The sequence below is a fragment of the Advenella sp. FME57 genome, assembly GCF_014897675.1.
Classification (GTDB): domain Bacteria; phylum Pseudomonadota; class Gammaproteobacteria; order Burkholderiales; family Burkholderiaceae_B; genus Advenella.
Window position 1 is genome coordinate 81030 of record NZ_JABUXU010000003.1, and the last position, 23120, is coordinate 104149.

Sequence of the window (23120 nt, forward strand, 5' to 3'; positions counted from 1 at the left end):
GTTGCGGCTCGTTTGCTGTCACTCGTCTCTTCTTCCTCTGGGTGCTTGCTTTTTGCGCCTTGCCTGTGTCCATAGCAGGCAGCGATAGCAACTGTCGCCAATTTCACGGAAATTTAACGTCCACGGTCATATAGTCTGGTTTTCTGTGCTTTTACCATCGGGATGACCGTGTACACCAGATACCAAGATATGCGGCGTTGTCCGCAAGAGCGCCATGGCGATAAGCGGGCGAAGGCCGGCGGCATGCCTGCTGCGCAGCCTGCTATAGCAAAAATACGCAGGGCGACAGACGCATCGGTCAGTTGCGTGATTCCTGCATTGAACGAGGCGCGCAGTCTGCGCATCCTGTTGCCCATGCTTATCGTGTTGCTGCGCGATGCCTTTGCCTGCTGGGAAATGATCGTTGTTGACGATGGCAGCACCGACGATACGCCGGATTTTATGAGCGATGTCTGCCAGCGTGACAGCCGGGTGCGTTATCTGCAGTTGTCACGCAACTTTGGCAAGGAGGCGGCGTTGAGCGCCGGGCTGGAGCGGGCTACCGGCCAGGTTGTTGTCACGCTGGACGCAGACCTGCAGCATCCGCCCGCGCTGATTGCCCGTATGGTTGCGCACTGGGAGCAGGGGGCCGATATGGTCTATGCGGTACGCGAGGCGCGCGCCGATGAGCGGCTGCTCAAGCGCATTGGCACTCGGTTATTCTATTTTCTGATGAAAGGCACCGGCAAGGTTCGGATCGAGCCCGATGCCAGTGATTTTCGCCTGATGGATCGCAAGGTGGTGCAGGCGTTGTGCCAGTTGCCCGAGCGCACGCGCTTTATGAAGGGCCTGTATGCGTGGGTTGGCTTTCGCACACAAGCGGTGTATTACCAGCCGGATGAGCGGCGCTTTGGTGCATCCCGGTTCAGTCTGTTTCGTCTTGTCGGTCATGGCTTGCAGGGTTTGACGGCGTTTACGACATGGCCGTTGCGGATGGCCATGTTCGGCGGCATGTTGCTGGCTGGCCTGGCCCTCTTGTATGGTCTGTATGTCATATTTGAATATGTGATGGTCGGCAATCCGGTGCGCGGCTATTCCACGCTGATCGTGGCCGAGAGTTTTTTTGCGGGCATCATCCTGATCTCGGTAGGCATGGTGGGCGAATATGTGGCGCATATCTACGAAGAAGTAAAACGCCGCCCGCTTTATCTTGTGAGCCGGCAAATGGGGCAGGGGCTGGCCCAGGGCTCCCCGCGCGTGTCTGACCCCCGTCTTATGGCCGAAGAGGCAACTGTCAGGGCAGGGGAGCTGTCTGGCGGTTTATGACATTCGTATTGTCTGATAGGATGGGATATCGGCAATCGCTCCTGCGACACAACAAGCCGACACAACAAGCCGGGACAGGGAGCCATATGGCACGCAAGAAAAAACAGGTCATACTCTGCGCTGATGATTTCGGTTTGAACGAGCATATCAATCGTGCAGTATTGCAGTTGGCTGCAGAACACCGGATCAGCGCCACCAGTTGCCTGACCCAGGCAGGTGCGTGGGCTGCCGGCGCACAACGGTTGCGTACCCTGGACATCGACATCGGGTTGCATATTAATTTTACCGAGAAGCTGGGGCCGGATAATGATTTTCATCGGCCCCTGTCACGGCTTATTGTGAACGCATGGCTGCGCCAGCTGGATCCAGTTGTGCTGGTGCGCTCAATTGAGCGCCAATGCGATCTTTTTGAGCAGCATATGAAACGCACGCCGGATTTTTTCGACGGTCATCAGCATGTGCACCAGTTTCCGCAGATTCGTGACGCTCTGATGGATGTGCTGATTCGGCGCTACGATTGTGATGATTTCTGGGTGCGCTCGACGGCGATGCGCAATGCATCACTGGCCCGGGGGCTGCAATGGAAGGCGCGGCTGATCGCGCTGCTGGGAAGCAGTGCGCTGCGCCGACGCCTGCAACGGATCGATTTTCCCTATAACGATGATTTTGCCGGCGTATACGCGCTGACCGGTGGCAGCGCCCGTTTCGAGCAGCATATGCAGGCGTGGCTGGCCGGGGCGGGAGAGCGAATTGTCATCATGTGTCATCCGGCCGATGGCGTTGACCCGGCCGATGCCATTGGCGCCCAACGGACAGCTGAATATGCATTTCTCAAAAGCGATGCCTTTATTCATTTGCTTGCTACGCATACCAGCCGCCTGGTGCGTCATCCTACCTGAGCACAGCGGGGGTGATGTATATAGGCCGCGGCCTGAGCCGGGATCCTGCCCGCGGGCAACCGCCATGGCAAGGTGTTGCTGCAAGGGGTGATCATGGTCCCGACATGCCAGCCATATGTCAAAGACTTAGCTTGATTGCATCAGACGCGGGTAACCGCGGTGCAGCAGCCAGCCGGGTGCTATTAAGTGGTTGGGGATGCAGCCGTGTTTGCGGTATCGGGCAGGGTCTGAGCGCCGCCAGACAGGGCACGCTGCATCAGTACGGTATCGACCCATTGGCCGTGCTTGAAGCCGGTAGCGCCAAGGGTGCCGACCATTTCAAAGCCGGCCTTGCGATGCACGCCGATGGAGGCGGCATTGGCGCTGTCACCGATCACGGCGATCATCTGCCGCCAGGGGCCTGCCTCGCACAACCGGATCAATTCGGCCAGCAATTGGGATCCCGCACCCATGCGCCCCAGATCATGGCGCAGGTAGATGGCGTTTTCCACGGTGTAGCGATAGGCCACGCGTGGACGAAAAGACGAGACATAGGCATAACCGATAATTTCGCCATCCTTTTCCGCCACAATATAGGGATAACCCTGTGTGGTGATATGGACAAATCGCTCAAGCATCTGCTCACGATCGGGTACAGTTTCCTCGAAGGTGGCGATGCCATGCAGCACATGCCAGGCATAAATTTGCGCAATAGCTGACATGTCCTGAGCGGTTGCAGGACGAACGCGGCAGAAATCAGTCATTTACTGTTTTAAATCAGATCGTGGTGAAATTACTGATGCTATTTTATAGAGATTAGGGTAAATTTGTATCGGATGCTGCGTTAAACTGGCATAAAATTATTTCGGGCCGCTGTCCGATCTGCCCCGCCGCGCCATGGTATTGCAACTGTGATAAGGCGACAGATGACAGTTCAGGCAATCTTCAATCACGGTGCCCCAGGCATCAAAACTGTCGGAGCGGGTTCCTGTTCGCTGTCTATTTGGCTGCGTTGCTGCCCGACACTCTGTGAGGACATATGTCAACACCCATTACCCCGTTAAGTGACTCGCTGGCGGTGGCGCCCCAGCTGGGCGCCGAAGACATGCCCGCTGTCAAGGCGGCGGGTTACCACAGCGTCATTATCAATCGCCCCGATTATGAAGGCGGCGAATTGCAGCCCGCCTCGGCCGATGTCATCAAGGCTGGCGAGCAGGCCGGTCTGACGGTGGTTTATCAACCCGTCGTCAGTGGCGCCATTACCCCCGAGGACGTCAAGGCTTTCCGTCAATACCTCGATACTTTACCCGCGCCGGTTCTGGCATACTGCCGCTCGGGTACGCGCTGCACGCATCTTTACAATGCGGCCAAACAGGAAACATCGCAGTCTTAAGGAGTCCCACCATGTTCAATAAAATTCTTCTTCCTATCGACGGTTCGGACATTTCTGCACGGGCGGCCAATTCAGGCATTTGCTTTGCACGGCAGAACAGTGCCGAAGTCATCGCCATCAACGTGACGCAGCCGTTTTCAACATTGATCGGCTTTGACGGCATGGCTGCATCCTACGCCATTTCTGACGGCGACTATGAAGAGGCTGCGCGCAAGGAAGCCGAGTCCTATCTGAAACCGGTGCTCGATCGCGCTCAGACTGCAAATGTGAAAGCAACGTCACTTATTATTTCCAACTACAGTGTTGCTGACGGTATTGTCGAAGCAGCCAAGGAAAATGCCTGCGATCTTATTTACATCGCCAGTCACGGTCGCAGCGGGCTGTCCCGGCTGCTGCTGGGCAGCGTCACAACCAAAGTGCTGTCACTGGCCCACACATCGGTGCTGGTGTATCGTTTGAAAGACCAAAGCAATAGCTAGTTCCTGTTTTTTGTATTGCGATTCGCCGGCAGGTATGCCTGCGGCGGATCCGCAACACGCCCCAGCACAGGCATGGTCGATCAGCAAATATGATCGACCAGCAAATACGGCCGATAGACTATGCCACCTGCAATATAAACCGCGTCATGGATGTGCCTGGCTGGGTCGAGGACTCGACTCGAATGGTCCAGTGTTCAAGTTCACAAATGTGTTGCACAATGGCAAGACCCAGTCCGCGCCGCTTGGGCGGGCCGGCCATGGCGCTGCTGTCCCCGACAGTCTGTGTGTCGCGCGCGTGCCCACTGTAATAACGTTCAAAAATCCTGGGCAGATCGGTCTGGGCAATGCCCTTGCCATTGTCTTCGAAGTATAGATGCGTACCCGATAAATAGACTGTCAGCGTTGTCGCCGCAGCATGCTCCAGGGTATTGCGAATCAGGTTGCGCATGATCATCTGCATCGCGTAGCGATTGACGGTCAGCACATCGCCCGGCAGTAATTGGTTGATCAACTGCAATTTTATATTTTCATCATCACCGGTGCTGGTGCTCCAGGCATTTTCAAGGCAATCGCGCAGGTTGACGGGTTCGGCATTTTGCCGTGCCTGTGTTTTCAGATGGACCGTGCTCTCCAGCGTATCGGTGATCAGGTCGACATTGCTGAGCGTGCGCTTGAGTCTCATGCGGGTTTCATCAAGCAGCAGGGTATCTTCCAGCGCAAGTTCGGCATCGGTGCGGATCGTGGTCAGCGGGGTGCGGATTTCATGATTCAGGTTCGCAGAAAATTCCTTTTCCTGCGCAATGGATTTCTCAACCTGGCTTTGCATTCGGTTGAAGGCTTCGATCAGCCGTCCCACCTCGTCATTTCGACTGGGCGACAGGTTCGATGCGCCGGGCGCCCAGGTTGAAAGGGTCTGGGTCAGGCTTTGCACCGGGTCGGTAATACGCCTGGACACGCCGCGCGCCAGAAAATACGAGAAACCGATGCACAATATGCCGGCCATGATCACAATGAGAGCAAAGTCATGTACGCGTTGCTCATTGAGCGTAGCGTCGTAAAGCAGGACGGTTTTGCCCTGGTCACGGGCAAATACCAGTATATGCCAGGTATCGTCGCCCGGCTGCATGAAGTATGCACCTTCGTTCAGGTTGCGCAACAGGGGCGGCAGCAGACTTTCGTCAGTTGCACTGGCAATATCCCAGCGCCTGATGGGCTGGTTTTGACTTTCCTGCGCGCCATTGCCGGGCCGGTTGGCCAGACGGGCGTCCAGAGCAACAATCCGGTCCTTTTCAGCCAGCAGGGTCGAATCGACCAGATTGTCTTCCATGCTGTCAAATGCCCAGAGCGAGAGGACGCAAAGCACCACGACAAAAAGCGTGACGGCGCCGGTCAGCGCCAGCGACATCCGTTGCGCCAGCGACAGTGAACCCCGGTTTCTCATGATTGTCCAGCCGGTTTGCCAAGGCGCCACCCGGTGCCATGCACGGTTTCAATGACGTCGCAATCGTGTTCGGCCAGCGCCTTGCGCAGCAAATGAATCTGGCTGCGCAGGGCATCCGATGATTTCGGATCGTCGGCCCACAACAGGCTCTCGAAGCGTTCTTTGGTAATGACTTCTCCGGGATGTTGCAGGAAGGTGCTCAGAATATCGTAGGACTTGCGGGTCAGATGCACCGGTACGCCCTTGATGGCGACAATATGTGAGCGCGTGTTGATCTCGATCTGGCCCCAGCGTCGTACCGGGTTGGCCACATTGCCGGTGGCGCGCTTGATGAGCGCGCTGATCCGCGCTTCAAGTTCACTCAGAGAGAACGGTTTGGTCAGGTAGTCATCGGTGCCCAGGGAAAAACCGGTGAGCTTGTCCTGTAAGGCATCGCGCGCGGTGAGAATCACGACCGGGGTGCTGAGCATGGCCAGATCGCGGATGTATTGCAATACGTCAAATCCGCTTTTGCCGGGCAGTCCGAGGTCCAGAACAACCGTGTCAAAGGCATACTGATCAAGCAGGGAAATGGCCGCATGGCCTTCATAGGCAACATCCACCATATAGCCTTTTTTTTCCAGATAGCTGCAGACATTGGCCGCGATACTGATTTCGTCTTCGACCAGAAGGATGCGCTTGTGCGTGCTCATGATGGTTCCTTGAACAGGTGCTGGGCGTAGTGCGTTCCCAGATGTGCTCACATTATAGAAAAACGCCGCATCAAGCAGTGCTTTTTGCGGCGTTATCAACCAATTGGCAGGAGGTGCCTGGGGCGGTCCGATTGGAGCGCCGCCAGGGTCCTGCTATGGCCAAAGCAGGTTACTTGAACAGGGCTGCGGCGGTGATGATGGTATTGGCCACGCCCCAGATCAGCGGGATGCCCACCAGAAGCCAGAAGGCCACGATCAGTCCCACCGGGGTTTTTCTTTGAGCAGTATCTTGCATTTTCTCTCTCCCTGTTATTTGGCGCCGACCGCAATCGGCTCGCCTGCAACGCTGTCTGCCTGCATATGATGTTCGGCGGCAACTGGACGGATCATCATATTGCAGATGAAACCAATGACCAGCAGTCCGGCCATCACATACATGGTGTAGATATAGACGTCGGACCGTGGAATGCCCATCTGCAGCTGGTAATCACGAATGTAATTGACCAGGACCGGGCCGAAGACCCCTGCCGCAGACCATGCCGTCAGCAGACGTCCGTGTATGCCGCCCACATAACGGGTGCCGAAAAGATCGGCCAGATAGGCCGGGACCGTGGAGAAGCCGCCGCCGTACATGGACAGAATCACCAGGTAGAACAGCACGAACAGGGCCACGTGGCCGCCTGTGCCCATTCCGGGAACCAGCAAATACAATACGGTGCCTAGCACGAAGAAGGTGCTGTAGGTCATCTTGCGGCCGATATAGTCGGAAACGGTTGACCACAGGAAGCGCCCGCTCATGTTTGCCAGCGACAGCAAGCCGACGAAACCGGCGGCGGCTGCGGCGGTAATCATGCCCTGAAAGCTTTCCTGAATCATCAGTGAGGCCTGGCCAAGTACACCGATACCGGCGGTCACGTTCAGGCACAGCGCCCACCACAGCAGCCAGAATTGCGGCGTCTTGATGGCCCGGTCTATGTGCACGTGATTGCGGGAGATCATGGCGTTTTGCTGCACCGGCGGTGTCCAGCCCTCAGGCTTCCAGTCGGGTGCCGGAATGCGCACGGAGAGCGCACCAATGCACATATAGATAAAGTACACGATACCCAGCACCACGAAGGTCTCGGTGACCCCCATCGATGTCTCGGATTTGAACGTATCCATCAGTTGCAGAGACAGCGGCGAGGCGATCATGGCGCCCCCGCCAAAACCCATGATGGCCATGCCGGTGGCCATGCCGCGCCTGTCGGGAAACCATTTGATGAGCGTGGAGACCGGCGAGACATAGCCAATGCCCAGGCCGATGCCACCCAATACCCCATAGCCGAAATACACCAGCCACAACTGGTGCAATTGCAGGCCCAGCGCTGCCACCAGAAAGCCGCCGCCAAAGCAGCAGGCGGCAGCGAACATGGCCTTGCGCGGACCCACTTCTTCCAGCCACTTGCCGGCAAAGGCCGCTGACAGGCCGAGAAAGACAATGGCAATACTGAAGATCCAGCCCAGTTCCGGAATGGTCCAGTCATCGGGGGCGGATTCAGAAATACCCAGCAACTGGGTCATTGGTTTATTGAATACCGAAAAGGCATAGGCCTGTCCGATACATAAGTGAATGGCTAACGCAGCAGGCGGAACCATCCACCTGTTAAAACCCGGACCGGCTGTGATCCGCTCCTTGCTGAAGAATCCGCCACGGGTAACGGCTTGATTCATAGATGTCTCCTTGAATTATGGATTATGCATGGCCTGATGATGGCCTTATGGTGTAGCGGGTGTTGCAGTGTGTGCAGCGGGTTTGAGTTCCGCCTTGTGGTTATTGATGGCTTCCAGTGCGAATGCTGACAGCCCTATTTCTCCATCCTGCCCGTCAGGATGCTGTTCCAGAAATTCGAGCAAGGCAATGCGCATGCGCGGCTCCCAGAACTTGCGGATATGCTCGTAGACGCTGCGCAGCCCTTCTTCCCTATCGGGCAGTGCTTCGAAAAAACCGGCAATCTGGTTTGCCATTTTGATGAGCATTGCGGTCGTGTTGAACACATGTGGAGTCGTCATGATGCCTTGCCTTTGTTCGATAGTTGAAAGCGTTGTGAATGGGCGTAGATTGTAGCCTGTCGGGCGCGCGTAAAGCCCAGTAGCGTGATACCGGTTTCTTCGGCCAGTGCGATCGCCGCCGAAGTGGGTGCCGAGACTGCCGCCAGCACAGGGCAGCCTGCCATTGCGGCTTTCTGTACCATTTCAAAGCTGGCGCGGCTCGATACCAGCAGCGCCCCATGGCCGATGGTGGGCCGGGTGTCTCGCAGCAGGGCGCCGATGGTTTTATCCAGTGCGTTATGCCGACCCACGTCTTCCCGAATGAAAGTAGGGGTGTGACTGTCGGCGGACACCCAGGCAGCGGCATGGGTGGCACCGGTCTCCTGGTGCAATGGCTGTTGTTCACGCAGGGCGTTCATGGCCTCGAGCAGTTGCGCCAGCGTCAAGCCCGCCGGCATGGCGTGCAGGTCATGCTGTTGTACGGGGGAGGGAGTAGGGGGCGGTGAAGCGGGGCTGCCGGCGTGACTGGGCGGCGCCATTGGCGGCAGCCGGCGCACCGCTTCCAGGGTTTCAACGCCGCACAGGCCACAGGCGGTGCGTCCGGCCATTTGCCGGCGTCGCTCCTTGAGAAATTGCATGCACGCCGGGCTGATCTGCACATGTAGAATGATGCCCAGATCTGTGCGTTCCTGCTCGATATCACGAATGTCATCGGGAGAACGCACAATGCCTTCGGTCAGGCAAAAGCCCCAGGCGAAATCTTCCAGATCATCCGGTGTGGCAAGCATGACCGCATGGTTGATGCCATTGAGTTCAACGGCGACAGGTGTTTCGACGGCAATGGCATCGCTTTCGGCTTGTGAATGCATGACGCCGTCGCGCACGCGGTTGACCTGCAAACGCAGACTGCGTGTCAGTGCTGCGGGCAGCGCGACCGTATCGGTCGGATCGCTGCCCTTGAGTGCGGCCGTTGAAGCTGGGGTGACGACCTTGTCCATCAAAAAAATCCTGCCCTTAGCCGGTTACTGGTGTTTCGTCCATCGTGACACGATTTTTCAAAAGCGCACGCTGTTCGCGATTGAATTCGGACCACTTGTGCTGCCAGGCTGAAGGTTGCGTGACGCGTGTTACCTGCACGGCGGTTACCTTGTACTCGGGACAATTGGTGGCCCAGTCCGAGTTATCGGTGGTGACCACGTTCGCGCCCGATTCGGGAAAGTGGAAGGTGGTGTAGACCACGCCTGGCTGAACCCGGGTGGTGACATCGGCCCGCAATACCGTTTCGCCGGCACGGCTCTGGATGCCCACCCAGTCGCCTTGGCTGATACCGCGGTCTTCGGCGTCAACCGGATGAATTTCCAATACGTCTTCCGAATGCCAGGCCACATTTGGGGTTCTGCGCGTTTGTGCGCCCACGTTGTATTGCGACAGAATTCGGCCGGTGGTAAAGAGCAGCGGAAATTTGCGCGTGCTTCTTTCATCCGTCGGAATGTACTTGGTAATCATGAACTTGCCTTTGCCACGCACGAACTCGTCAATATGCATGATCGGGGTGCCTTCAGGGGCCTGGTCGTTGCAGGGCCACTGCACGCTGCCCATTTTGGTAATGAGATCGAACGAGACGCCGGTGAACGTTGGCGTCAGCGCTGCGATTTCGTCCATGATTTCCGACGGGTGGTTGTAGTTCATGGGGTAGCCCAGGGCATGGGACAGCGCGCAGGTGATTTCCCAGTCTGCCATGCCGCTGGCCGGTTCCATGACCTTGCGTACCCGTGAAATACGACGTTCCGCGTTGGTAAAGGTGCCGTCTTTTTCCAGGAATGTTGAACCAGGCAGGAATACATGGGCGTACTTGGCGGTTTCGTTCAGGAAAATATCCTGGATCACCACGCACTCCATGGCCGACAGCGATGCGGCCACATGCTGGGTATTCGGATCCGATTGCACAATGTCTTCGCCCTGGCAGTACAGTCCCTTGAAGGTGCCTTCCAGCGCGGCATCGAACATATTTGGAATGCGCAGGCCGGGTTCGGGCTGCAGGGTGACATTCCAGGCTTTTTCAAAGTCGTGGCGGGTGACATCATCGGAAATATGGCGATAGCCAGGCAGCTCGTGCGGGAACGAACCCATGTCGCAGGAGCCCTGCACGTTGTTCTGGCCGCGCAGCGGATTGACCCCCACGCCTTCGCGTCCGATATTGCCGGTGGCCATGGCCAGATTGGCAATGGCCATCACGGTGGTGGAGCCCTGGCTGTGTTCGGTCACGCCCAGCCCGTAGTATATGGAACCGTTGCCGCCGGTGGCAAAAAGTCTGGCCGCACCGCGGATCTGCTCGGCCGGGACGCCAGTTTCGGCTTGCATCGCTTCGGGTGAATTTTCCGGCAGACTGACAAAATCAAGCCATTCTCTGAATGCTTTTTCTTCGCAGCGCTCGCGGACAAAGTCCAAATTAACCAGGTTTTCCGTGGCAATCACATGCGACATGGCTGACAGCAGCGCGACGTTGGTGCCCGGGCGTACCTGCAGATGGTAATCGGCGCGAATGTGCGGGGAGCTGACCAGTTCGGTCTGGCGCGGGTCAATCACGATCAGGCGTGCACCCTGACGCAGCCGTTTTTTCAGGCGCGACGCAAAGACCGGGTGTGCGGCGCTTGGGTTGGCGCCCATGACGATAACCACATCGGTGAACATGACTGAATCAAACGTTTGCGTACCGGCCGATTCGCCCAGTGTAGACTTCAGGCCATAGCCGGTCGGCGAATGACAGACGCGAGCGCAGGTGTCCACGTTATTGGTATTGAAGGCGGCGCGCACCAGTTTTTGCACCAGCCAGGTTTCTTCGTTGGTGCAGCGCGACGAGGTGATGCCGCCCACGGAATCACGCCCATATTTGCCTTGCAGGCGTTTGAATTCGCTGGCCGCGTAGCCAATGGCTTCGTCCCATGACACTTCGGTCCACGGGTCGGAGATGCTTTTGCGGATCATGGGTTTGGTAATGCGTTCCTTGTGGGTGGTATAGCCCCAGGCAAAACGCCCCTTGACGCAGGAGTGCCCGCGGTTGGCCTTGCCATCTTTCCATGGCGTCATGCGAACCACGGTCTCGCCTTTCATTTCGGCCTTAAAGCCGCAACCTACACCACAATAGGCGCAGGTTGTGATGACCGAGTGATCGGCCTGGCCCAGTTCGATAATGCTTTTGTCTTCCAGTGTCGCGGTCGGGCAGGCCTGCACGCAGGCGCCGCAGGACACGCATTCGCTGTCCATGAACGGCTGGTCCTGGCCGGCCGACACGCGCGAGGCAAATCCTTTTCCGGAAATGGTCAGGGCAAAAGTCCCCTGGGTTTCCTCGCAGGCGCGTACGCAGCGGTTGCAGACAATGCACTTGCTGGGATCGTAAGTGAAATAAGGGTTGGACTCGTCTTTCTGGTCCTGCAGATGATTGGCGCCTTCGTAGCCGTAGCGCACGTTGCGCAATCCGACCACACCTGCCATATCCTGCAATTCACAATCGCCATTGGACGGGCAGGTCAGGCAATCGAGCGGGTGATCGGAAATATACAATTCCATGACGCCGCGCCGCAGTTGATGCAGCTTGGGTGTTTCGGTGCGGATAACCATGCCTTGCTCTACCGGTGTGGTACAGGACGCAGGGTAGCCGCGCCGGCCCTCGATTTCCACCAGGCACAAGCGGCATGAGCCGAACGCTTCAATGCTGTCAGTGGCGCACAATTTGGGAATGTTGACGCCGTTGAGCGCAGCCGCGCGCATGACCGAGGTGCCTTCCGGCACCGATATATCGTAACCGTCAATCGTGACAGTTACCAGTGTGTCGGAGATGACTTCGGGTGTACCCAGATCGGTATCACGTTTGACGACGGTTTCTAACATTGGAAGCTCCTTGCCTGTTCTGGCAGCGGATAATTTACTTGGTTCATGAATGTTCGGTTTCTGTGCTCGCTTCGATGCCAAAATCGGCAGGGAAGTGCTGCAGGGCGGACAAGACAGGATAGGGCGTCATGCCACCCAGGGCGCACAGCGAACCGCCCAGCATGGTGTCGCACAGATCGCGTAGCAGCTCGACATTTTCTTCGCGATTTTCGTTGGCGGTAATCCGGTCGATCACTTCCGTGCCGCGCGTAGAGCCGATACGACAGGGGGTGCATTTTCCACAGGACTCGACAGCACAGAACTCCATGGCATAGCGTGCCAGATCGTTCATTTTGGCGGTGTCGTCGAACGCGACAATACCGCCGTGGCCGATCATGGCCGATACTTTCATATAGGCTTCGTAATCCATGGGCACATCCCATTGCGATTCCGGCAGATATGCGCCCAGCGGGCCGCCTACCTGTACCGCCTTGATGGGCCGGCCACTGGCGCTGCCGCCGCCATAATCAAAAAGCAGTTCGCGCAAGGTCAGGCCAAAGGCCTTTTCCACCAGCCCGCCCTGGCGAATATTGCCGGCCAGTTGAAAGGGCAGGGTCCCTTTGGAGCGCCCCATACCGTAGTTGGCATAAGCCTGGCCGCCTTCGGCAAGAATGTAGGGAACAGACGCCAGCGATATCACATTATTGATGACCGTGGGTTTGCCGAAAAGGCCCTTGATGGCCGGCAGCGGCGGCTTGGTACGAACCAACCCGCGCTTGCCTTCGAGCGAATCGAGCAGCGAGGTTTCTTCGCCGCAAATGTAGGCGCCGGCGCCTTTGCGCACTTCAAGCGAAAAGGACTTGCCGCTGCCCTGGATGTTTTGCCCCAGCCAGTTGGCTTCGGTCGCCACGTCGATGGCGCGGTTCAATGCTGCAATGGCGTGCGGGTATTCGGAACGGACGTAGATGTATCCCTGGGTTGCATTGGTTGCCAGTCCGGTGATGGTCATGCCTTCGATCAGGCACAACGGGTCGCCTTCCATCAGCATGCGATCAGAGAATGTACCCGAGTCGCCTTCGTCGGCATTGCAAACGACATATTTCTGTTGCCCCGGCGTGCCCAGGACCGTTTTCCATTTGATGCCGGTGGGAAACGCAGCGCCGCCTCGTCCGCGCAGGCCGGAATCGGTTACTTCCTGCACGATATCGGCCGGCACCATGGCCAGGGCTTTTTTCAGGCCTGCAAAACCGCCGTGTGCCATGTAGTCTGTGAGGCAGAGTGGATCGGTAATGCCTACGCGCGCAAAGGTCAGGCGTTCCTGTTTTTTCAGGAACGGGATTTCTTCGGTGAGGCCATGGGCCAATGCGTGATGGCCGCCATGCAGGAAGTCGGCGTCGAACAGGGACGGCACGTCCCTGGCCTTGACCGGACCATAGGCCACGCGGCCATTTTCGGTCTGCACTTCGATCATGGGCTCAAGCCACAATAACCCGCGCGAGCCGTTGCGCACCACGGTAATGTCCTGGTTGCGCTGCGCCGCCTCTTTGCTGATGGCCGCCGCCACACGTTCGGCGCCAGCGGCAATGGCAGCGGCGTCAGCGGGGATGAAGATTCGAATAGTCATACAGAGACGGCCTCCGTGTGTTCGCGATACAGTTCATCGAACGCTTGCGGTGTGACATGCGCACAGGGTTCGCCGTTGATCATGATATTAGGCGACTGGGCGCACAGTCCCAGACAATAGACCGCATCGACAGACACCTGGCCATCGGCGCGGGTGCTGTTCATGTCACAGCCGGTTGCCTTGAGTATATGGGCTTCAAGCTGCACCGAACCCATGGCCTGACAGGATTCGGCCCGACAGACTTCGATATGCACTGCGCCCTTGGGCGTGGTGTGAAAATGGGGATAGAAGGTGATAACGCCGTGAACCTCGGCACGCGATAAATTCAATGCCTGTCCAATCTGGTCGACGCACTCAGGGGGGATATAGCCCAGTGTGTCCTGGATGTCATGCAGCACTGGCAGCAATGCACCCGGCATATTGCCCAGTTTGACCAGGCTGGCTGACACGGCACGCGAATTGGGCGTCTCTGGTGTCAGTGGAATCATCTTTCTGATCTTGTTATCGACCGACTGAATGAAAGGCGAGGAAATGCCCGTTTTGGACATGGCTGTCTCCGATACGTGTTTGAGCCTGCTTAATATGTAATTTTCATCATAATAAAATGCTGCAGCACCGCAATGCGCCGGGATGTTAAATTCCCATTTGACAAATGTGCTTATAGCCTCAATAGTAGCCACTTCAGATATATTTTCAATATGAAATTAATAACACATATAATGGTGATGAAACCGCCAAGGGAGATTGCACTATGTACCCGTTTTCGATCAGGATAAACCCTGAGTGGACCATCGATACCCAGGAAGGTAAAACCTTGTCGCTATCCATGCTGCTGGGTTTGCTGGCTGAAATTGATATCAGTGGTAATATCGTGGCGGCCAGCGAAACTTGTGGGCATTCCTATCGTCACGCCTGGGGCGTGTTGCGGCAGTTTGAGGAGGTTTTCGGGGTGCCGCTACTCATTACCAAGCGGCGCAAGGGGACAGAACTGTCCGAATTCGCCAAGCGGCTGGTGTGGGCCAACCGGCGCATCCAGGCGCGGCTGTCGCCGACCCTGGAAAGCCTGGCCTCTGAATCACAGGAAGAGCTGGAAAAACTGATTCCGGAGCATACGCCCAATGTGCGTCTGCATGCCAGCCATGGCTTTGCCGTGGAAGGGCTGACGCAACGCATGAATTCACCGCTACCCATCCTGGAGTTACGTTACCGTACGGCGATAGAGGCGCTGGCGGCGCTGGAGCAGAATGAGTGTGAACTGGCCGGATTCCAGGTGCCGATTGGCAAGTTCGAAAAACCGATCCTGGCCCGTTACTCGCCCTGGCTCAATGGCGAAACGCATTTGCTGATTCATCTGGCGATACGTAACACCGGGCTGTTCGTCAAGCCGGGCAATCCGAAGAATATTCAGTCGGTTCGGGATCTGGCGCGTGATGATGTGCGGTTTGTGAACCGTCAGCCGGGCTCAAGTACGCGTTATTTGGTGGGGCTGATGTTGCAGGAGGAAAATATTCCGGCGTCGACAGTCAGTGGATTCGAAGACAGCGAGTTCACGCACATGGCCATCGCGGCTCATATTGCAAGTGGCATGGCCGACGTGGGCATTGGCGTGCAGACGGCGGCCCATCGTTTCGGCCTGGACTTTATTCCGCTGGTGCGCGAGCGCTATTTTTTCGCCCTGAACCGCAATAGTCTGCAGCAGATCAATGTGGAAAAATTCATTCATTTCATGCGCAGTCAGGATTATCTGCAATTTCTCGGGCAGCTGGTAGGGTATGATGCAACTGAGGCAGGCAAAATCCAGACATTAGAAGAAGCCTTCAATGACTAACATTATTCCTATTTCCGATATCCGTAAAGTGGCACAGCGGCCCTTGCCGCAGGCGGAGTACATACCCGGCAGGCCCGTCGTGGACCAGCTGGGCCGCGCCTTGCGTGACTTGCGCATCTCGATCACCGACAAATGCAATTTCCGGTGCTCGTACTGTATGCCGCGTGACCAGTTTGGCAGCGACCATGTGTTTCTGCCGCACAGCCAGATTCTGTCGTTCGAAGAGATTACCCGCATGGCGCGCCTTTTTGCGCAGCTGGGTGTAAACAAGTTGCGCATTACCGGTGGGGAACCGCTGTTGCGCAAGGAAATGACCCGCCTGATCGCCATGCTGGCCCAGATCAGAGACCTGGAAGATAAGCCGCTGGATATTGCGCTTACCACTAACGGCACACTGCTGCAGCGTCTGGCTGTGCCATTGCGGGACGCCGGACTGGAACGGATTACCGTCAGCCTGGATGCGCTGGATCCTGATCTGTTCCGGCAGATGAGCGATACCAAAATTCATGTAGACCAGGTGCTGGCCGGTATCGAAGCCGCGCGGCAAGCAGGCATTACACCGATCAAGATCAATATGGTTGTGAAAAAGGGTGTGAATGAACACCAGATCGCGCCCATGGCGGAGTATTTCCGCCATAGCGGCCATATTCTGCGATTCATCGAATTTATGGATGTCGGCGTGACCAACCACTGGGATATGACAGATGTGGTCAGTGGCCGGGAAATCCTGCAACAATTGCAGGATAGATTCGAGCTGGAGCCGGTGCATGCCAACTATCCGGGCGAGGTGGCAAAGCGCTGGCGCTACAAAGACGGTGGCGGCGAAGTGGGTCTTATCACAAGTGTGACGCATGCATTTTGTGGTGACTGTACCCGTCTGCGCATGTCGCCGGAAGGCAAATTGTTTACCTGTCTATTCGCAGATCAAGGCTTTGACTTGCGAGCGTTATTGCGCTCTGCCGCAACAGACCATGATATTGCTGGTTCGCTGGCTGGTATCTGGACGGGCAGGGCTGACCGGTACTCCGAATTGCGTGACCAGTTAAGCGGTAAGCGGGAAAAAATAGAAATGAGTTATATCGGAGGCTGAGCATGACTGCCATACCGCAGCCGGCACAACTTCGGCGTGAGGACGTAACGGCATTGATACTGGCCGGGGGTCAGGGTCGGCGATTGGGCGGGGTGGACAAAGGCTTGGTCCGGCTGCATGCGCGCCCCCTGATCGAGTATGTGTTGCGGGCGCTGCGGCCGCAAGCGGCCAGCATGCTAATCAGCGCCAACCAGAATCAGGAGCAGTACCGCCAGTACGGCCAGGTTGTGCAGGATCCTGCCGAATTCGACGGCAGCCAGGGGCCGCTGGCCGGTCTGCTTGCGGCGGCGCCTCATGTCAAGACGCCGTGGCTGGTTGTGGCCGGATGCGATATGCCGGCACTGCCGGATGATTATGTGGTGCACCTGTATGCTGAGCTGATGGCCCAGGGCGGGCAAATTGCCTTTGCGCATGCCGGTGCGCGCGACCATTCCATCTGTCTGCTGCTGCATGCGACGATGCTGGCGACATTGCGAGACTACCTGCAAGGCGGTCGCCGCGCTGTGCTTCCCTGGCTGGAATCACAGCATGCCGTGCGGGTGGTGTTTGATCATGCTCAGGCATTTCTGAATGTCAATACGCCAGAGGAACTGGCGCTTGCCCAGGCCAGTGTGACGGCAATCGACTAGCGCCTGCACGAAGGGGTGGCCGATGGGTCCGCGTGTTTAACGAATCCAGTCTTCCTTGGGGTAGACCCATACGCGATCGCCCCCGGTATATTTCTGTACTGCAGGCACGCGTGCAAAGGCGTTGGCCCAGGGCAGGGACGAGCTCATGCCGGATCCCTGTCGCTCATAGGGTTCAGCCATGAGCATCCCGGTTTTCTCATCCTGGGTGATGCGAACGCGCAGAAATTCATCGCGGGTTTCGTTAAAAACCTTGTCTGTTTTCAGTGTGGCCTGAATCCGCGATGGCAGGCATTGCTTGCGTCCTTGCAGCTTGCGGATCAGTGGCGAGACCAGCACGGCCAGCACGGTATACGCGGAAACGGGGTTGCCCGGCAGGCAGATCACAGGGATGTTGTTGACGCTGGACAGCGCTACCGGCTTGCCCGGTTTCATGCGCACCTTCCAGAAATCCAGGCTGGCGCCCAGTGCCTCTAGTGCCGGTTTGATCAGATCTTTTTCGCCCACCGATACGCCGCCGACACTGATGACCAGATCGCAGTCGGCAAACAGGGTATTTAATGCCTCTCGTGTCGCATCCATATCATCCATGGCATGCAGGACATGTTCGATCTGCGCACCCAGGGTCTGAAACAGCGCGGTCAGCATGGGGGCGTTGGAGTTGAAAATCTGCGAGGAATCCCGTGATTGTCCCACGGGCACCAGTTCGTCGCCGGTCGTCAAAATGCCGACCTTGAGCCGGCGGTAAACAGTCAGCGTGGCAATGCCCTGGGTGGCAATCAGGCCGATTTCGGCTGCACCCAGTACCGTGCCTTGCTCCAGCAACACGCTGCCGGCACGGGTATCTTCACCCTGGCGGCGAATATTCTGGTTTTTGACGGGGGCCTGCGTGATCGTGACCAGCCCATTCTCTTCGCTGCACACTTCCTGAATGACGACCGTATCGGCACCCTCCGGAATCAGACTACCGGTAAAAATGCGGGAGATTTTCCCGGGTTCCTGGGGCTGCGGCGCCTGTCCGGCAAATACGCGCTGTTGCACCGGCAGGGTCGAGCCGGGAACATAGTCCTGCAGGCGCAATGCGTAACCATCCATCGAGCTGTTGTCGGCAGAGGGCATGTCCAGTGTCGCTACGACATCCTGTGCAAGCACGCGTCCGTGCGCCTGTTGCAGGCTAATGGTTTCCACGGGAATATCGGCGATGGGCAGATCCAGCAGCCGCTGCTGGGCAGTATCGAAATCGAGCATAGTGGCGTTTCCTGTGGTCATTTCTCAAATAAGTAATCGTACGGTATACGGTATAAGTGGTGGGCAATGCCGGGGCTGATGGCCAGCGCAATAGTGCCGGTCGTGTCCGTCATATGCACTCGGGCTGTTGACGACATAACCACGCCGCTATTGAAAAAAACGGCTTGCGCAATGCGGCGCAGCCCGCCTTGCATGCTGTCCCGGGCTGACCGCGCACGATTGGGTGCTGGCAATTCGAGCCTGTTATTGCAGTTGCCATCACTACCTGATGCCGATCACGTTTCAATCACGCTTGGCATAAGCCGATGCGAAATTGCAGGGTTGGTGATGGCTGTCGAATTGCTCGCGCAGAATCTTTTCCCATCCCAGGCGGCAGGCGCCAGTGGAACCCGGCAGGCAGAAGATCAGGGTGTTGTTGGCCTTGCCGCCCAGGGCGTTCGATTGTAAGCCAGACGAGCCGATGTCGGCAAACGAATAGGCGCGGAACAACTCGCCAAAACCGGCGATTTGCGTATCGAGCAACGGCGTGACGGCCGCCAGCGTGGCATTCCTGTCGCGCATGCCCGTGCCGCCATTGGTAATAATGGCCTGGATGTCATCATTGAGGATCCAGTCGGACAAATGCTTGCGGATGGCGTATCGATTATCCGGGCAAATGGCCTGGTCGGCCACTTGGTGGCCGCTTCCCACAATGGCTTGGGCCAGATAGCGGCCCGAGCTGTCAGTCTCCTGAGTGCGGGTATCGTGAATGGTCAGAATCGCAATATGCAATGCAACTTTGCTGTCGTTTTCCGTAAGCGACTTCATTTATGTTCTTCCTGCTCAGGTGTTCTTGCTTGCGCCGTATCGTCTTGCGGCCCCGTCCATTTTTCCAGGCGCTGCTGGTCGCTGCTGCGCGCCTGCACCCAGAATGCCTTGCCGTCGGCCAGCGTTTCCCGCTTCCAGAAAGGCGCGCGGGTTTTGAGCGCATCCATGATGTACTCGCAGGCGGCAAAGGCATCACCACGATGGGCACTGGCAATGCCCACGAAAACGATCTGTTGCTGGCGTGACAGGGCGCCCACCCGATGCACGATGGTGCTTTGGATGATATCCCAGCGTTGCATGGCCTGTTGTGCAATATCGGCCAGTTCCTGCTCGCACATGCCTGGGTAATGTTCAAGAAAGAGTTCCTGCGTCGGCTGCGATGCCGAGTAATCGCGCACATAGCCCACAAACGAGGCTACGGCGCCGGCCTGACCCTGGCTGCGTTCGTGCAGCTCGCGAATCAGTTTTCCGGCATCGAAATCGGCGTGCTGTACAGTGATCATGTCAACCTCCGGTAACAGGCTCGAAGATCGCAACTTCATCGCGGTCATGAATGAGGGTGTCGGCCTGGGCATGTTTTTTATTGACCGCCACTTTGAGTGCGCCGACATCCTTGAGCGCCGGGTACGTCTCGTGCAATTGCGCCAGCCACGCGTTGACGGTGACCGGGGCGGGCAAAGCCAGTTGTTCGGTGCGCTTGCCGGTGAGCTCGGCAATGCGGGCGAAATACAAAATATTAATCACAACGCCATTCTCCACTCTTGCCACCCGATTTGTATTCAAGTCGGGTGTCTTCAATAATAATGCCTTTGTCGGCAGCCTTGCACATGTCGTAAATGGTGAGTGCGGCGATCGAACAGGCAGTGAGCGCTTCCATTTCAACACCGGTTTTATAGTCGCTGCGACAGGTCGCGCGGATGGTGACGCACTGCGCTTGATCGTCCAGGGTAAAGTCGATCCCGGCGAACGTCAGCGGCAGGCTATGACACATGGGAATGAGTTCGGCGCAGCGCTTGGCGGCCAGCACACCGGCAACACGGGCCGTATTGAGCACTTCGCCCTTGCTGTTGTCCGCGGCATTCAGGGCGGCATAGGAGCGGGGTGTCATGCGTACAATACTGCGCGCTACCGCAGTACGCGCGGTGGCGGTCTTGCCCAGCACGTCGACCATTCGAACCTGGCCGGCTTCGTCCAGATGGCTAAGCGCCGATGCGGCGGAATCGGCCTTGGCCGGGGTATCGGAAACGACAGATGTTTTTTTCATGCGCAATAAGCGGTCCGGGGCCGCGAAAATAATAATGGAACCGCGCTACCTGTGCTGTCGTAATGGCAGTTTCATGGTGCGAACGCGGTATCCGATAACTATACCTGTATTTGCGGCCATTGTGAAAAACGCCCCTGTCGGCGTAGGTATTTGTGTCACAGGATAATGTTATGGTATGGACGCAGCGGTGATGGGGGATTTACCGCTTTGCTGCGGAGCCAGGTGTTACACTAATCGCACACGCATTTGCTTAATCAGACAGGAGTCAATATGACAATCAGCATTGGAGATCGGGTACCCGAAGGTACACTCACAGAGTTCATCGAAAACGCGGATAATGGCCAGAGCGGTGGTCCACAGGCCTTCAAGGTGTCCGAGCTGGTCAAAGGCAAGAAAATAGTGCTTTTTGCCGTACCTGGCGCCTTCACGCCGACCTGCACGACCAAACATGTGGTCGATTTCATTCGTGATGCAGAGCAGATCAAGGCCAAAGGCGTGGATGAAATCTGGTGCGTTGCCGTCAACGATGCTTTCGTGATGGGCGCCTGGGGGCGCGACACGGGCGCGACCGGCATCATCCGTTTGCTGGCCGATGGCGCTGCCACCTGGACAACAGAGATGGGCCTGGAGCTGGATCTGATCGCCCGCGGCCTGGGTGTGCGTTCGCGTCGTTATTCGGCCATTCTGGAAGATGGCGTGGTCAAGCAGTTGAACGTCGAAGAGGGTGGTGACTACAAGATCAGCGGCACCCAGACAATTCTTTCCCAGCTTTAAGCACAATCGGGCCGGCGCTGCGGGTTGCGTCGGCCGTCAATGACGCAGCGTTTATCGCGGGACTGCCGGCCGGATTCGAACGGGCCGGCTGCAGGCAGCTTCATTTTTATTGCATTTGTTGTTTTTTATCGTCCGCCTTTCTCGTCGGGTCAGAATGATCAGCCTTTTTCTGTCTTTTTTCTCTCTGTATCTTGCGACATTGCTCATGTCGCTCGGCACGGGTCTGTACAACACATTCATCGCGTTGCACCTGACAAATGAGGGAGTCAGCCAGGTCTGGATTGGCTTGCTGATTGCTGCTTTCTATACCGGCCAGGTACTGGGCGCGCGTTTCGGGCACAAGCTGGTGCAGCGTGTGGGGCATATTCGCGCCTACGCGATTTCAGCTGCGATGGTGACGGTGCTGGTTCTGGCCCAGACAATTACGCCGCTGCTGCCGATCTGGGTATTTCTGCGCTTTCTGACCGGCGCGACCATGGTCACGCAATATATGGTGCTGGAGAGCTGGCTTAATGACCAGGCCGACCAGAAGCAGCGCGGCAGCGTTTTTGCCTTTTATATGGTCATGTCTGGTCTGGGGCTGGTTGTTGGCCAGATGACCGTATCGTTTTTCTCGCCCGAAGATCTGACCACGCTCAATGTGGTTGCCATGTCCATGGCGCTCTGCCTGATTCCGGTGGCCATCACGCGTCGCAGTCACCCGGCCTTGCAGGTACATGCGCCGATCAAACTCAAAGTGTTCATTCGACTGGTGCCGATGTCCATGTTCGTGCTCTTTGTGGCGGGCAGTATTACCGGTTCCTTTTACGGCCTGGGGCCGGTATATGCCAGTAAAGAGGGTATGAATACCGACCAGGTTGCGGTGTTCCTGTCGGTCTCGGTCATGGCCGGTCTGCTGTCCCAATGGCCGATGGGCTGGTTGTCCGATCGCATTTATCGCTTGAACATGATTCGCTTCAATGCCCTTTTGCTGGGGCTGCTGACCATCCCGTTTTATGGCTACTGGCATCTGCCGTATCCGGTGATGCTGGTCATGGTCGCCATTTTCGGTGTCCTGCAATTTACGATTTATCCGCTGGCGACCGCTTTTGCCAATGAACACGTCGACCCGTCGCTGCGTGTAGGCTTAAGCGGCGTGTTGCTGATGACTTATGGCGTTGGCGCCAGTCTTGGGCCACTGCTGGTTGGTAAGCTGATGGACATTGGCGGCGCGCCCATGTTCTATATTTATACATCGCTGGCGGCTTTCTCGCTGGTTATTTTTGTGCGCAAAGAGAAAGTCAAGGGTACCTACAAGGTGGATCCAGAACCCTTTGTGCCCATGTCGGTCAACGTGCCGGCCTCTCCCATGGCAACCGCGCTGGATCCGCGTGTTGATGAATCGATTGATATTTCATCTGACGAACAAGCCATGGAAAAAGTACTGGATATTATCCAGTCCGGCGACCCGATTACTGAACTGAACCTGCCTCAGCGAGCCGATGCCGATCACTCTGTAGCCGACGAAGATCTTGCCATGGCTGGAGAAGAAATGGCTGAGGACGGCATAGTGGGCGACGGTACAACAGGCGAAGGTACAACAGGCGAAGGTACAACAGGCGAAGGTACAACAGGCGAAGGTGCGGGCGATGATGTAGCTGATGCTGCGTATCCGACAGCGCCGCCGGCGAAAAAGCCTTAGTCTTTGTCAGGCGCGGCGCGCAGTGGATCACGCGATGCTGCATTCAAAATGACATCAGCGACACTGGCAGGGCACGCTGCGCCCCCGGATCGCTG

Annotated in this window: 24 protein-coding genes; 9 read left to right on the forward strand and 15 right to left on the reverse strand. The window is 57.1% G+C overall.

Translation table 11 applies throughout. From position 1 onward, the window contains the following. The first annotated feature begins 168 nt into the window (after positions 1 to 168). Both INT32_RS05040 and INT32_RS05045 read left to right on the forward strand, forming a co-directional pair. Positions 169 to 1305, forward strand: coding sequence for a glycosyltransferase family 2 protein (locus INT32_RS05040; protein WP_370540175.1), 1137 nt, complete (start codon positions 169 to 171; stop codon positions 1303 to 1305). An 86-nt stretch (positions 1306 to 1391) separates the two neighbouring features. Continuing rightward, positions 1392 to 2204, forward strand: a complete 813-nt coding sequence (locus tag INT32_RS05045) for a ChbG/HpnK family deacetylase (protein WP_193087648.1) — start codon at positions 1392 to 1394, stop codon at positions 2202 to 2204. A gap of 182 nt (positions 2205 to 2386) precedes the next feature. On the opposite strand, the gene INT32_RS05050 is transcribed toward INT32_RS05045, so the two are convergent. Continuing rightward, entirely contained in the window at positions 2387 to 2947 is a 561-nt protein-coding gene (locus tag INT32_RS05050; RefSeq protein ID WP_193087649.1) for a GNAT family N-acetyltransferase, read from the reverse strand. A gap of 275 nt (positions 2948 to 3222) precedes the next feature. Between INT32_RS05050 and INT32_RS05055 the strand changes: the two genes are divergently transcribed. Beyond that, positions 3223 to 3576, forward strand: a complete 354-nt coding sequence (locus tag INT32_RS05055) for a TIGR01244 family sulfur transferase (protein ID WP_193087650.1) — start codon at positions 3223 to 3225, stop codon at positions 3574 to 3576. Positions 3577 to 3587: 11 nt separating this feature from the next. Beyond that, positions 3588 to 4055, forward strand: a complete 468-nt coding sequence (locus INT32_RS05060) for a universal stress protein (RefSeq protein WP_193087651.1) — start codon at positions 3588 to 3590, stop codon at positions 4053 to 4055. A 118-nt stretch (positions 4056 to 4173) separates the two neighbouring features. Here the strand turns inward: INT32_RS05060 and INT32_RS05065 are convergent, their stop codons facing one another. The 9 genes from INT32_RS05065 to INT32_RS05105 all read right to left on the reverse strand — a co-directional run bounded on the left by INT32_RS05065 (position 4174) and on the right by INT32_RS05105 (position 14255). Beyond that, positions 4174 to 5496: a HAMP domain-containing sensor histidine kinase gene (locus tag INT32_RS05065; protein WP_193087652.1), complete on the reverse strand. Its 1323-nt coding sequence runs from the start codon at positions 5494 to 5496 to the stop codon at positions 4174 to 4176. Next, a complete protein-coding gene (locus tag INT32_RS05070) occupies positions 5493 to 6188 on the reverse strand; it encodes a response regulator transcription factor (RefSeq protein WP_193087653.1) in 696 nt (231 codons plus the stop codon). Before INT32_RS05070 ends, INT32_RS05065 begins: the two co-directional genes overlap by 4 nt. 169 nt (positions 6189 to 6357) lie before the next feature. After that, entirely contained in the window at positions 6358 to 6483 is a 126-nt protein-coding gene (locus INT32_RS05075) for an oxalate:formate antiporter (protein WP_128395239.1), read from the reverse strand. A 14-nt stretch (positions 6484 to 6497) separates the two neighbouring features. Further along, on the reverse strand, positions 6498 to 7898 hold the full coding sequence (locus INT32_RS05080; RefSeq protein ID WP_193087654.1) for an OFA family MFS transporter: 1401 nt from the start codon (positions 7896 to 7898) through the stop codon (positions 6498 to 6500). Between the two features lie 45 nt (positions 7899 to 7943). Continuing rightward, positions 7944 to 8237: a formate dehydrogenase subunit delta gene (locus tag INT32_RS05085; protein WP_193087655.1), complete on the reverse strand. Its 294-nt coding sequence runs from the start codon at positions 8235 to 8237 to the stop codon at positions 7944 to 7946. Then, positions 8234 to 9085: a formate dehydrogenase accessory sulfurtransferase FdhD gene (locus tag INT32_RS05090; RefSeq protein ID WP_226816584.1), complete on the reverse strand. Its 852-nt coding sequence runs from the start codon at positions 9083 to 9085 to the stop codon at positions 8234 to 8236. Before INT32_RS05090 ends, INT32_RS05085 begins: the two co-directional genes overlap by 4 nt. Positions 9086 to 9230: 145 nt before the next feature. Next, positions 9231 to 12104: a formate dehydrogenase subunit alpha gene (gene fdhF, locus INT32_RS05095; protein ID WP_193087657.1), complete on the reverse strand. Its 2874-nt coding sequence runs from the start codon at positions 12102 to 12104 to the stop codon at positions 9231 to 9233. 43 nt (positions 12105 to 12147) lie between these two features. Continuing rightward, the gene (locus INT32_RS05100; protein WP_193087658.1) at positions 12148 to 13707 is read right to left on the reverse strand and encodes an NADH-quinone oxidoreductase subunit NuoF; all 1560 of its coding nucleotides are present in this window, start codon (positions 13705 to 13707) and stop codon (positions 12148 to 12150) included. Further along, the gene (locus INT32_RS05105; RefSeq protein WP_193087659.1) at positions 13704 to 14255 is read right to left on the reverse strand and encodes an NAD(P)H-dependent oxidoreductase subunit E; all 552 of its coding nucleotides are present in this window, start codon (positions 14253 to 14255) and stop codon (positions 13704 to 13706) included. Before INT32_RS05105 ends, INT32_RS05100 begins: the two co-directional genes overlap by 4 nt. Before the next feature lie 203 nt (positions 14256 to 14458). On the opposite strand from INT32_RS05105, the gene INT32_RS05110 reads away from it, so the two are divergent. From INT32_RS05110 to mobA, 3 genes are read left to right on the forward strand one after another with little or no spacing between them, the layout of a single operon-like run. After that, positions 14459 to 15535 (forward strand): substrate-binding domain-containing protein, encoded by a 1077-nt coding sequence (locus tag INT32_RS05110; RefSeq protein ID WP_193087660.1) that lies wholly within the window; start codon positions 14459 to 14461, stop codon positions 15533 to 15535. Then, complete coding sequence (gene moaA, locus INT32_RS05115; RefSeq protein WP_193087661.1) at positions 15528 to 16625, forward strand: GTP 3',8-cyclase MoaA; 1098 nt, start codon at positions 15528 to 15530, stop codon at positions 16623 to 16625. Before INT32_RS05110 ends, moaA begins: the two co-directional genes overlap by 8 nt. Positions 16626 to 16627: 2 nt before the next feature. Further along, positions 16628 to 17254, forward strand: coding sequence for a molybdenum cofactor guanylyltransferase MobA (gene mobA / locus INT32_RS05120; RefSeq protein WP_193087662.1), 627 nt, complete (start codon positions 16628 to 16630; stop codon positions 17252 to 17254). 36 nt (positions 17255 to 17290) lie between these two features. Here the strand turns inward: mobA and glp are convergent, their stop codons facing one another. The 5 genes from glp to moaC form a co-directional block, all read right to left on the reverse strand. Continuing rightward, positions 17291 to 18499, reverse strand: coding sequence for a gephyrin-like molybdotransferase Glp (gene glp / locus INT32_RS05125; RefSeq protein ID WP_193087663.1), 1209 nt, complete (start codon positions 18497 to 18499; stop codon positions 17291 to 17293). A gap of 282 nt (positions 18500 to 18781) precedes the next feature. Beyond that, the gene (locus INT32_RS05130; RefSeq protein ID WP_193087664.1) at positions 18782 to 19306 is read right to left on the reverse strand and encodes a molybdenum cofactor synthesis domain-containing protein; all 525 of its coding nucleotides are present in this window, start codon (positions 19304 to 19306) and stop codon (positions 18782 to 18784) included. Continuing rightward, positions 19303 to 19809: a molybdenum cofactor biosynthesis protein MoaE gene (locus INT32_RS05135; RefSeq protein ID WP_193087665.1), complete on the reverse strand. Its 507-nt coding sequence runs from the start codon at positions 19807 to 19809 to the stop codon at positions 19303 to 19305. Before INT32_RS05135 ends, INT32_RS05130 begins: the two co-directional genes overlap by 4 nt. 1 nt (position 19810) lies before the next feature. Then, positions 19811 to 20050: a molybdopterin converting factor subunit 1 gene (moaD, locus tag INT32_RS05140; protein WP_193087666.1), complete on the reverse strand. Its 240-nt coding sequence runs from the start codon at positions 20048 to 20050 to the stop codon at positions 19811 to 19813. Continuing rightward, positions 20043 to 20570 (reverse strand): cyclic pyranopterin monophosphate synthase MoaC, encoded by a 528-nt coding sequence (gene moaC, locus INT32_RS05145; protein WP_193087667.1) that lies wholly within the window; start codon positions 20568 to 20570, stop codon positions 20043 to 20045. Before moaC ends, moaD begins: the two co-directional genes overlap by 8 nt. A gap of 270 nt (positions 20571 to 20840) precedes the next feature. Here moaC and INT32_RS05150 point away from each other — a divergent pair, with 270 nt between their 5' ends. After that, the gene (locus tag INT32_RS05150) at positions 20841 to 21344 is read left to right on the forward strand and encodes a peroxiredoxin (RefSeq protein WP_193087668.1); all 504 of its coding nucleotides are present in this window, start codon (positions 20841 to 20843) and stop codon (positions 21342 to 21344) included. Between the two features lie 154 nt (positions 21345 to 21498). Beyond that, positions 21499 to 23025 carry an MFS transporter gene (locus tag INT32_RS05155; protein ID WP_193087669.1) on the forward strand — a complete coding sequence of 509 codons (1527 nt, stop codon included), beginning with the start codon at positions 21499 to 21501 and terminating at the stop codon, positions 23023 to 23025. Positions 23026 to 23120: the final 95 nt, after the last annotated feature.

Bases quoted from the DNA above. Each gene is read 5' to 3' on its own strand.
- INT32_RS05045 (WP_193087648.1), top strand. From the start codon at position 1,392: ATGGCACGCAAGAAAAAACAGGTCATACTCTGCGCTGATGATTTCGGT.
- INT32_RS05050 (WP_193087649.1), bottom strand. From the start codon at position 2,947: ATGACTGATTTCTGCCGCGTTCGTCCTGCAACCGCTCAGGACATGTCA.
- INT32_RS05055 (WP_193087650.1), top strand. From the start codon at position 3,223: ATGTCAACACCCATTACCCCGTTAAGTGACTCGCTGGCGGTGGCGCCC.
- INT32_RS05060 (WP_193087651.1), top strand. From the start codon at position 3,588: ATGTTCAATAAAATTCTTCTTCCTATCGACGGTTCGGACATTTCTGCA.
- INT32_RS05065 (WP_193087652.1), bottom strand. From the start codon at position 5,496: ATGAGAAACCGGGGTTCACTGTCGCTGGCGCAACGGATGTCGCTGGCG.
- INT32_RS05070 (WP_193087653.1), bottom strand. From the start codon at position 6,188: ATGAGCACGCACAAGCGCATCCTTCTGGTCGAAGACGAAATCAGTATC.
- INT32_RS05075 (WP_128395239.1), bottom strand. From the start codon at position 6,483: ATGCAAGATACTGCTCAAAGAAAAACCCCGGTGGGACTGATCGTGGCC.
- INT32_RS05080 (WP_193087654.1), bottom strand. From the start codon at position 7,898: ATGAATCAAGCCGTTACCCGTGGCGGATTCTTCAGCAAGGAGCGGATC.
- INT32_RS05085 (WP_193087655.1), bottom strand. From the start codon at position 8,237: ATGACGACTCCACATGTGTTCAACACGACCGCAATGCTCATCAAAATG.
- INT32_RS05090 (WP_226816584.1), bottom strand. From the start codon at position 9,085: ATGCATTCACAAGCCGAAAGCGATGCCATTGCCGTCGAAACACCTGTC.
- fdhF (WP_193087657.1), bottom strand. From the start codon at position 12,104: ATGTTAGAAACCGTCGTCAAACGTGATACCGATCTGGGTACACCCGAA.
- INT32_RS05100 (WP_193087658.1), bottom strand. From the start codon at position 13,707: ATGACTATTCGAATCTTCATCCCCGCTGACGCCGCTGCCATTGCCGCT.
- INT32_RS05105 (WP_193087659.1), bottom strand. From the start codon at position 14,255: ATGTCCAAAACGGGCATTTCCTCGCCTTTCATTCAGTCGGTCGATAAC.
- INT32_RS05110 (WP_193087660.1), top strand. From the start codon at position 14,459: ATGTACCCGTTTTCGATCAGGATAAACCCTGAGTGGACCATCGATACC.
- moaA (WP_193087661.1), top strand. From the start codon at position 15,528: ATGACTAACATTATTCCTATTTCCGATATCCGTAAAGTGGCACAGCGG.
- mobA (WP_193087662.1), top strand. From the start codon at position 16,628: ATGACTGCCATACCGCAGCCGGCACAACTTCGGCGTGAGGACGTAACG.
- glp (WP_193087663.1), bottom strand. From the start codon at position 18,499: ATGCTCGATTTCGATACTGCCCAGCAGCGGCTGCTGGATCTGCCCATC.
- INT32_RS05130 (WP_193087664.1), bottom strand. From the start codon at position 19,306: ATGAAGTCGCTTACGGAAAACGACAGCAAAGTTGCATTGCATATTGCG.
- INT32_RS05135 (WP_193087665.1), bottom strand. From the start codon at position 19,809: ATGATCACTGTACAGCACGCCGATTTCGATGCCGGAAAACTGATTCGC.
- moaC (WP_193087667.1), bottom strand. From the start codon at position 20,570: ATGAAAAAAACATCTGTCGTTTCCGATACCCCGGCCAAGGCCGATTCC.
- INT32_RS05150 (WP_193087668.1), top strand. From the start codon at position 20,841: ATGACAATCAGCATTGGAGATCGGGTACCCGAAGGTACACTCACAGAG.
- INT32_RS05155 (WP_193087669.1), top strand. From the start codon at position 21,499: ATGATCAGCCTTTTTCTGTCTTTTTTCTCTCTGTATCTTGCGACATTG.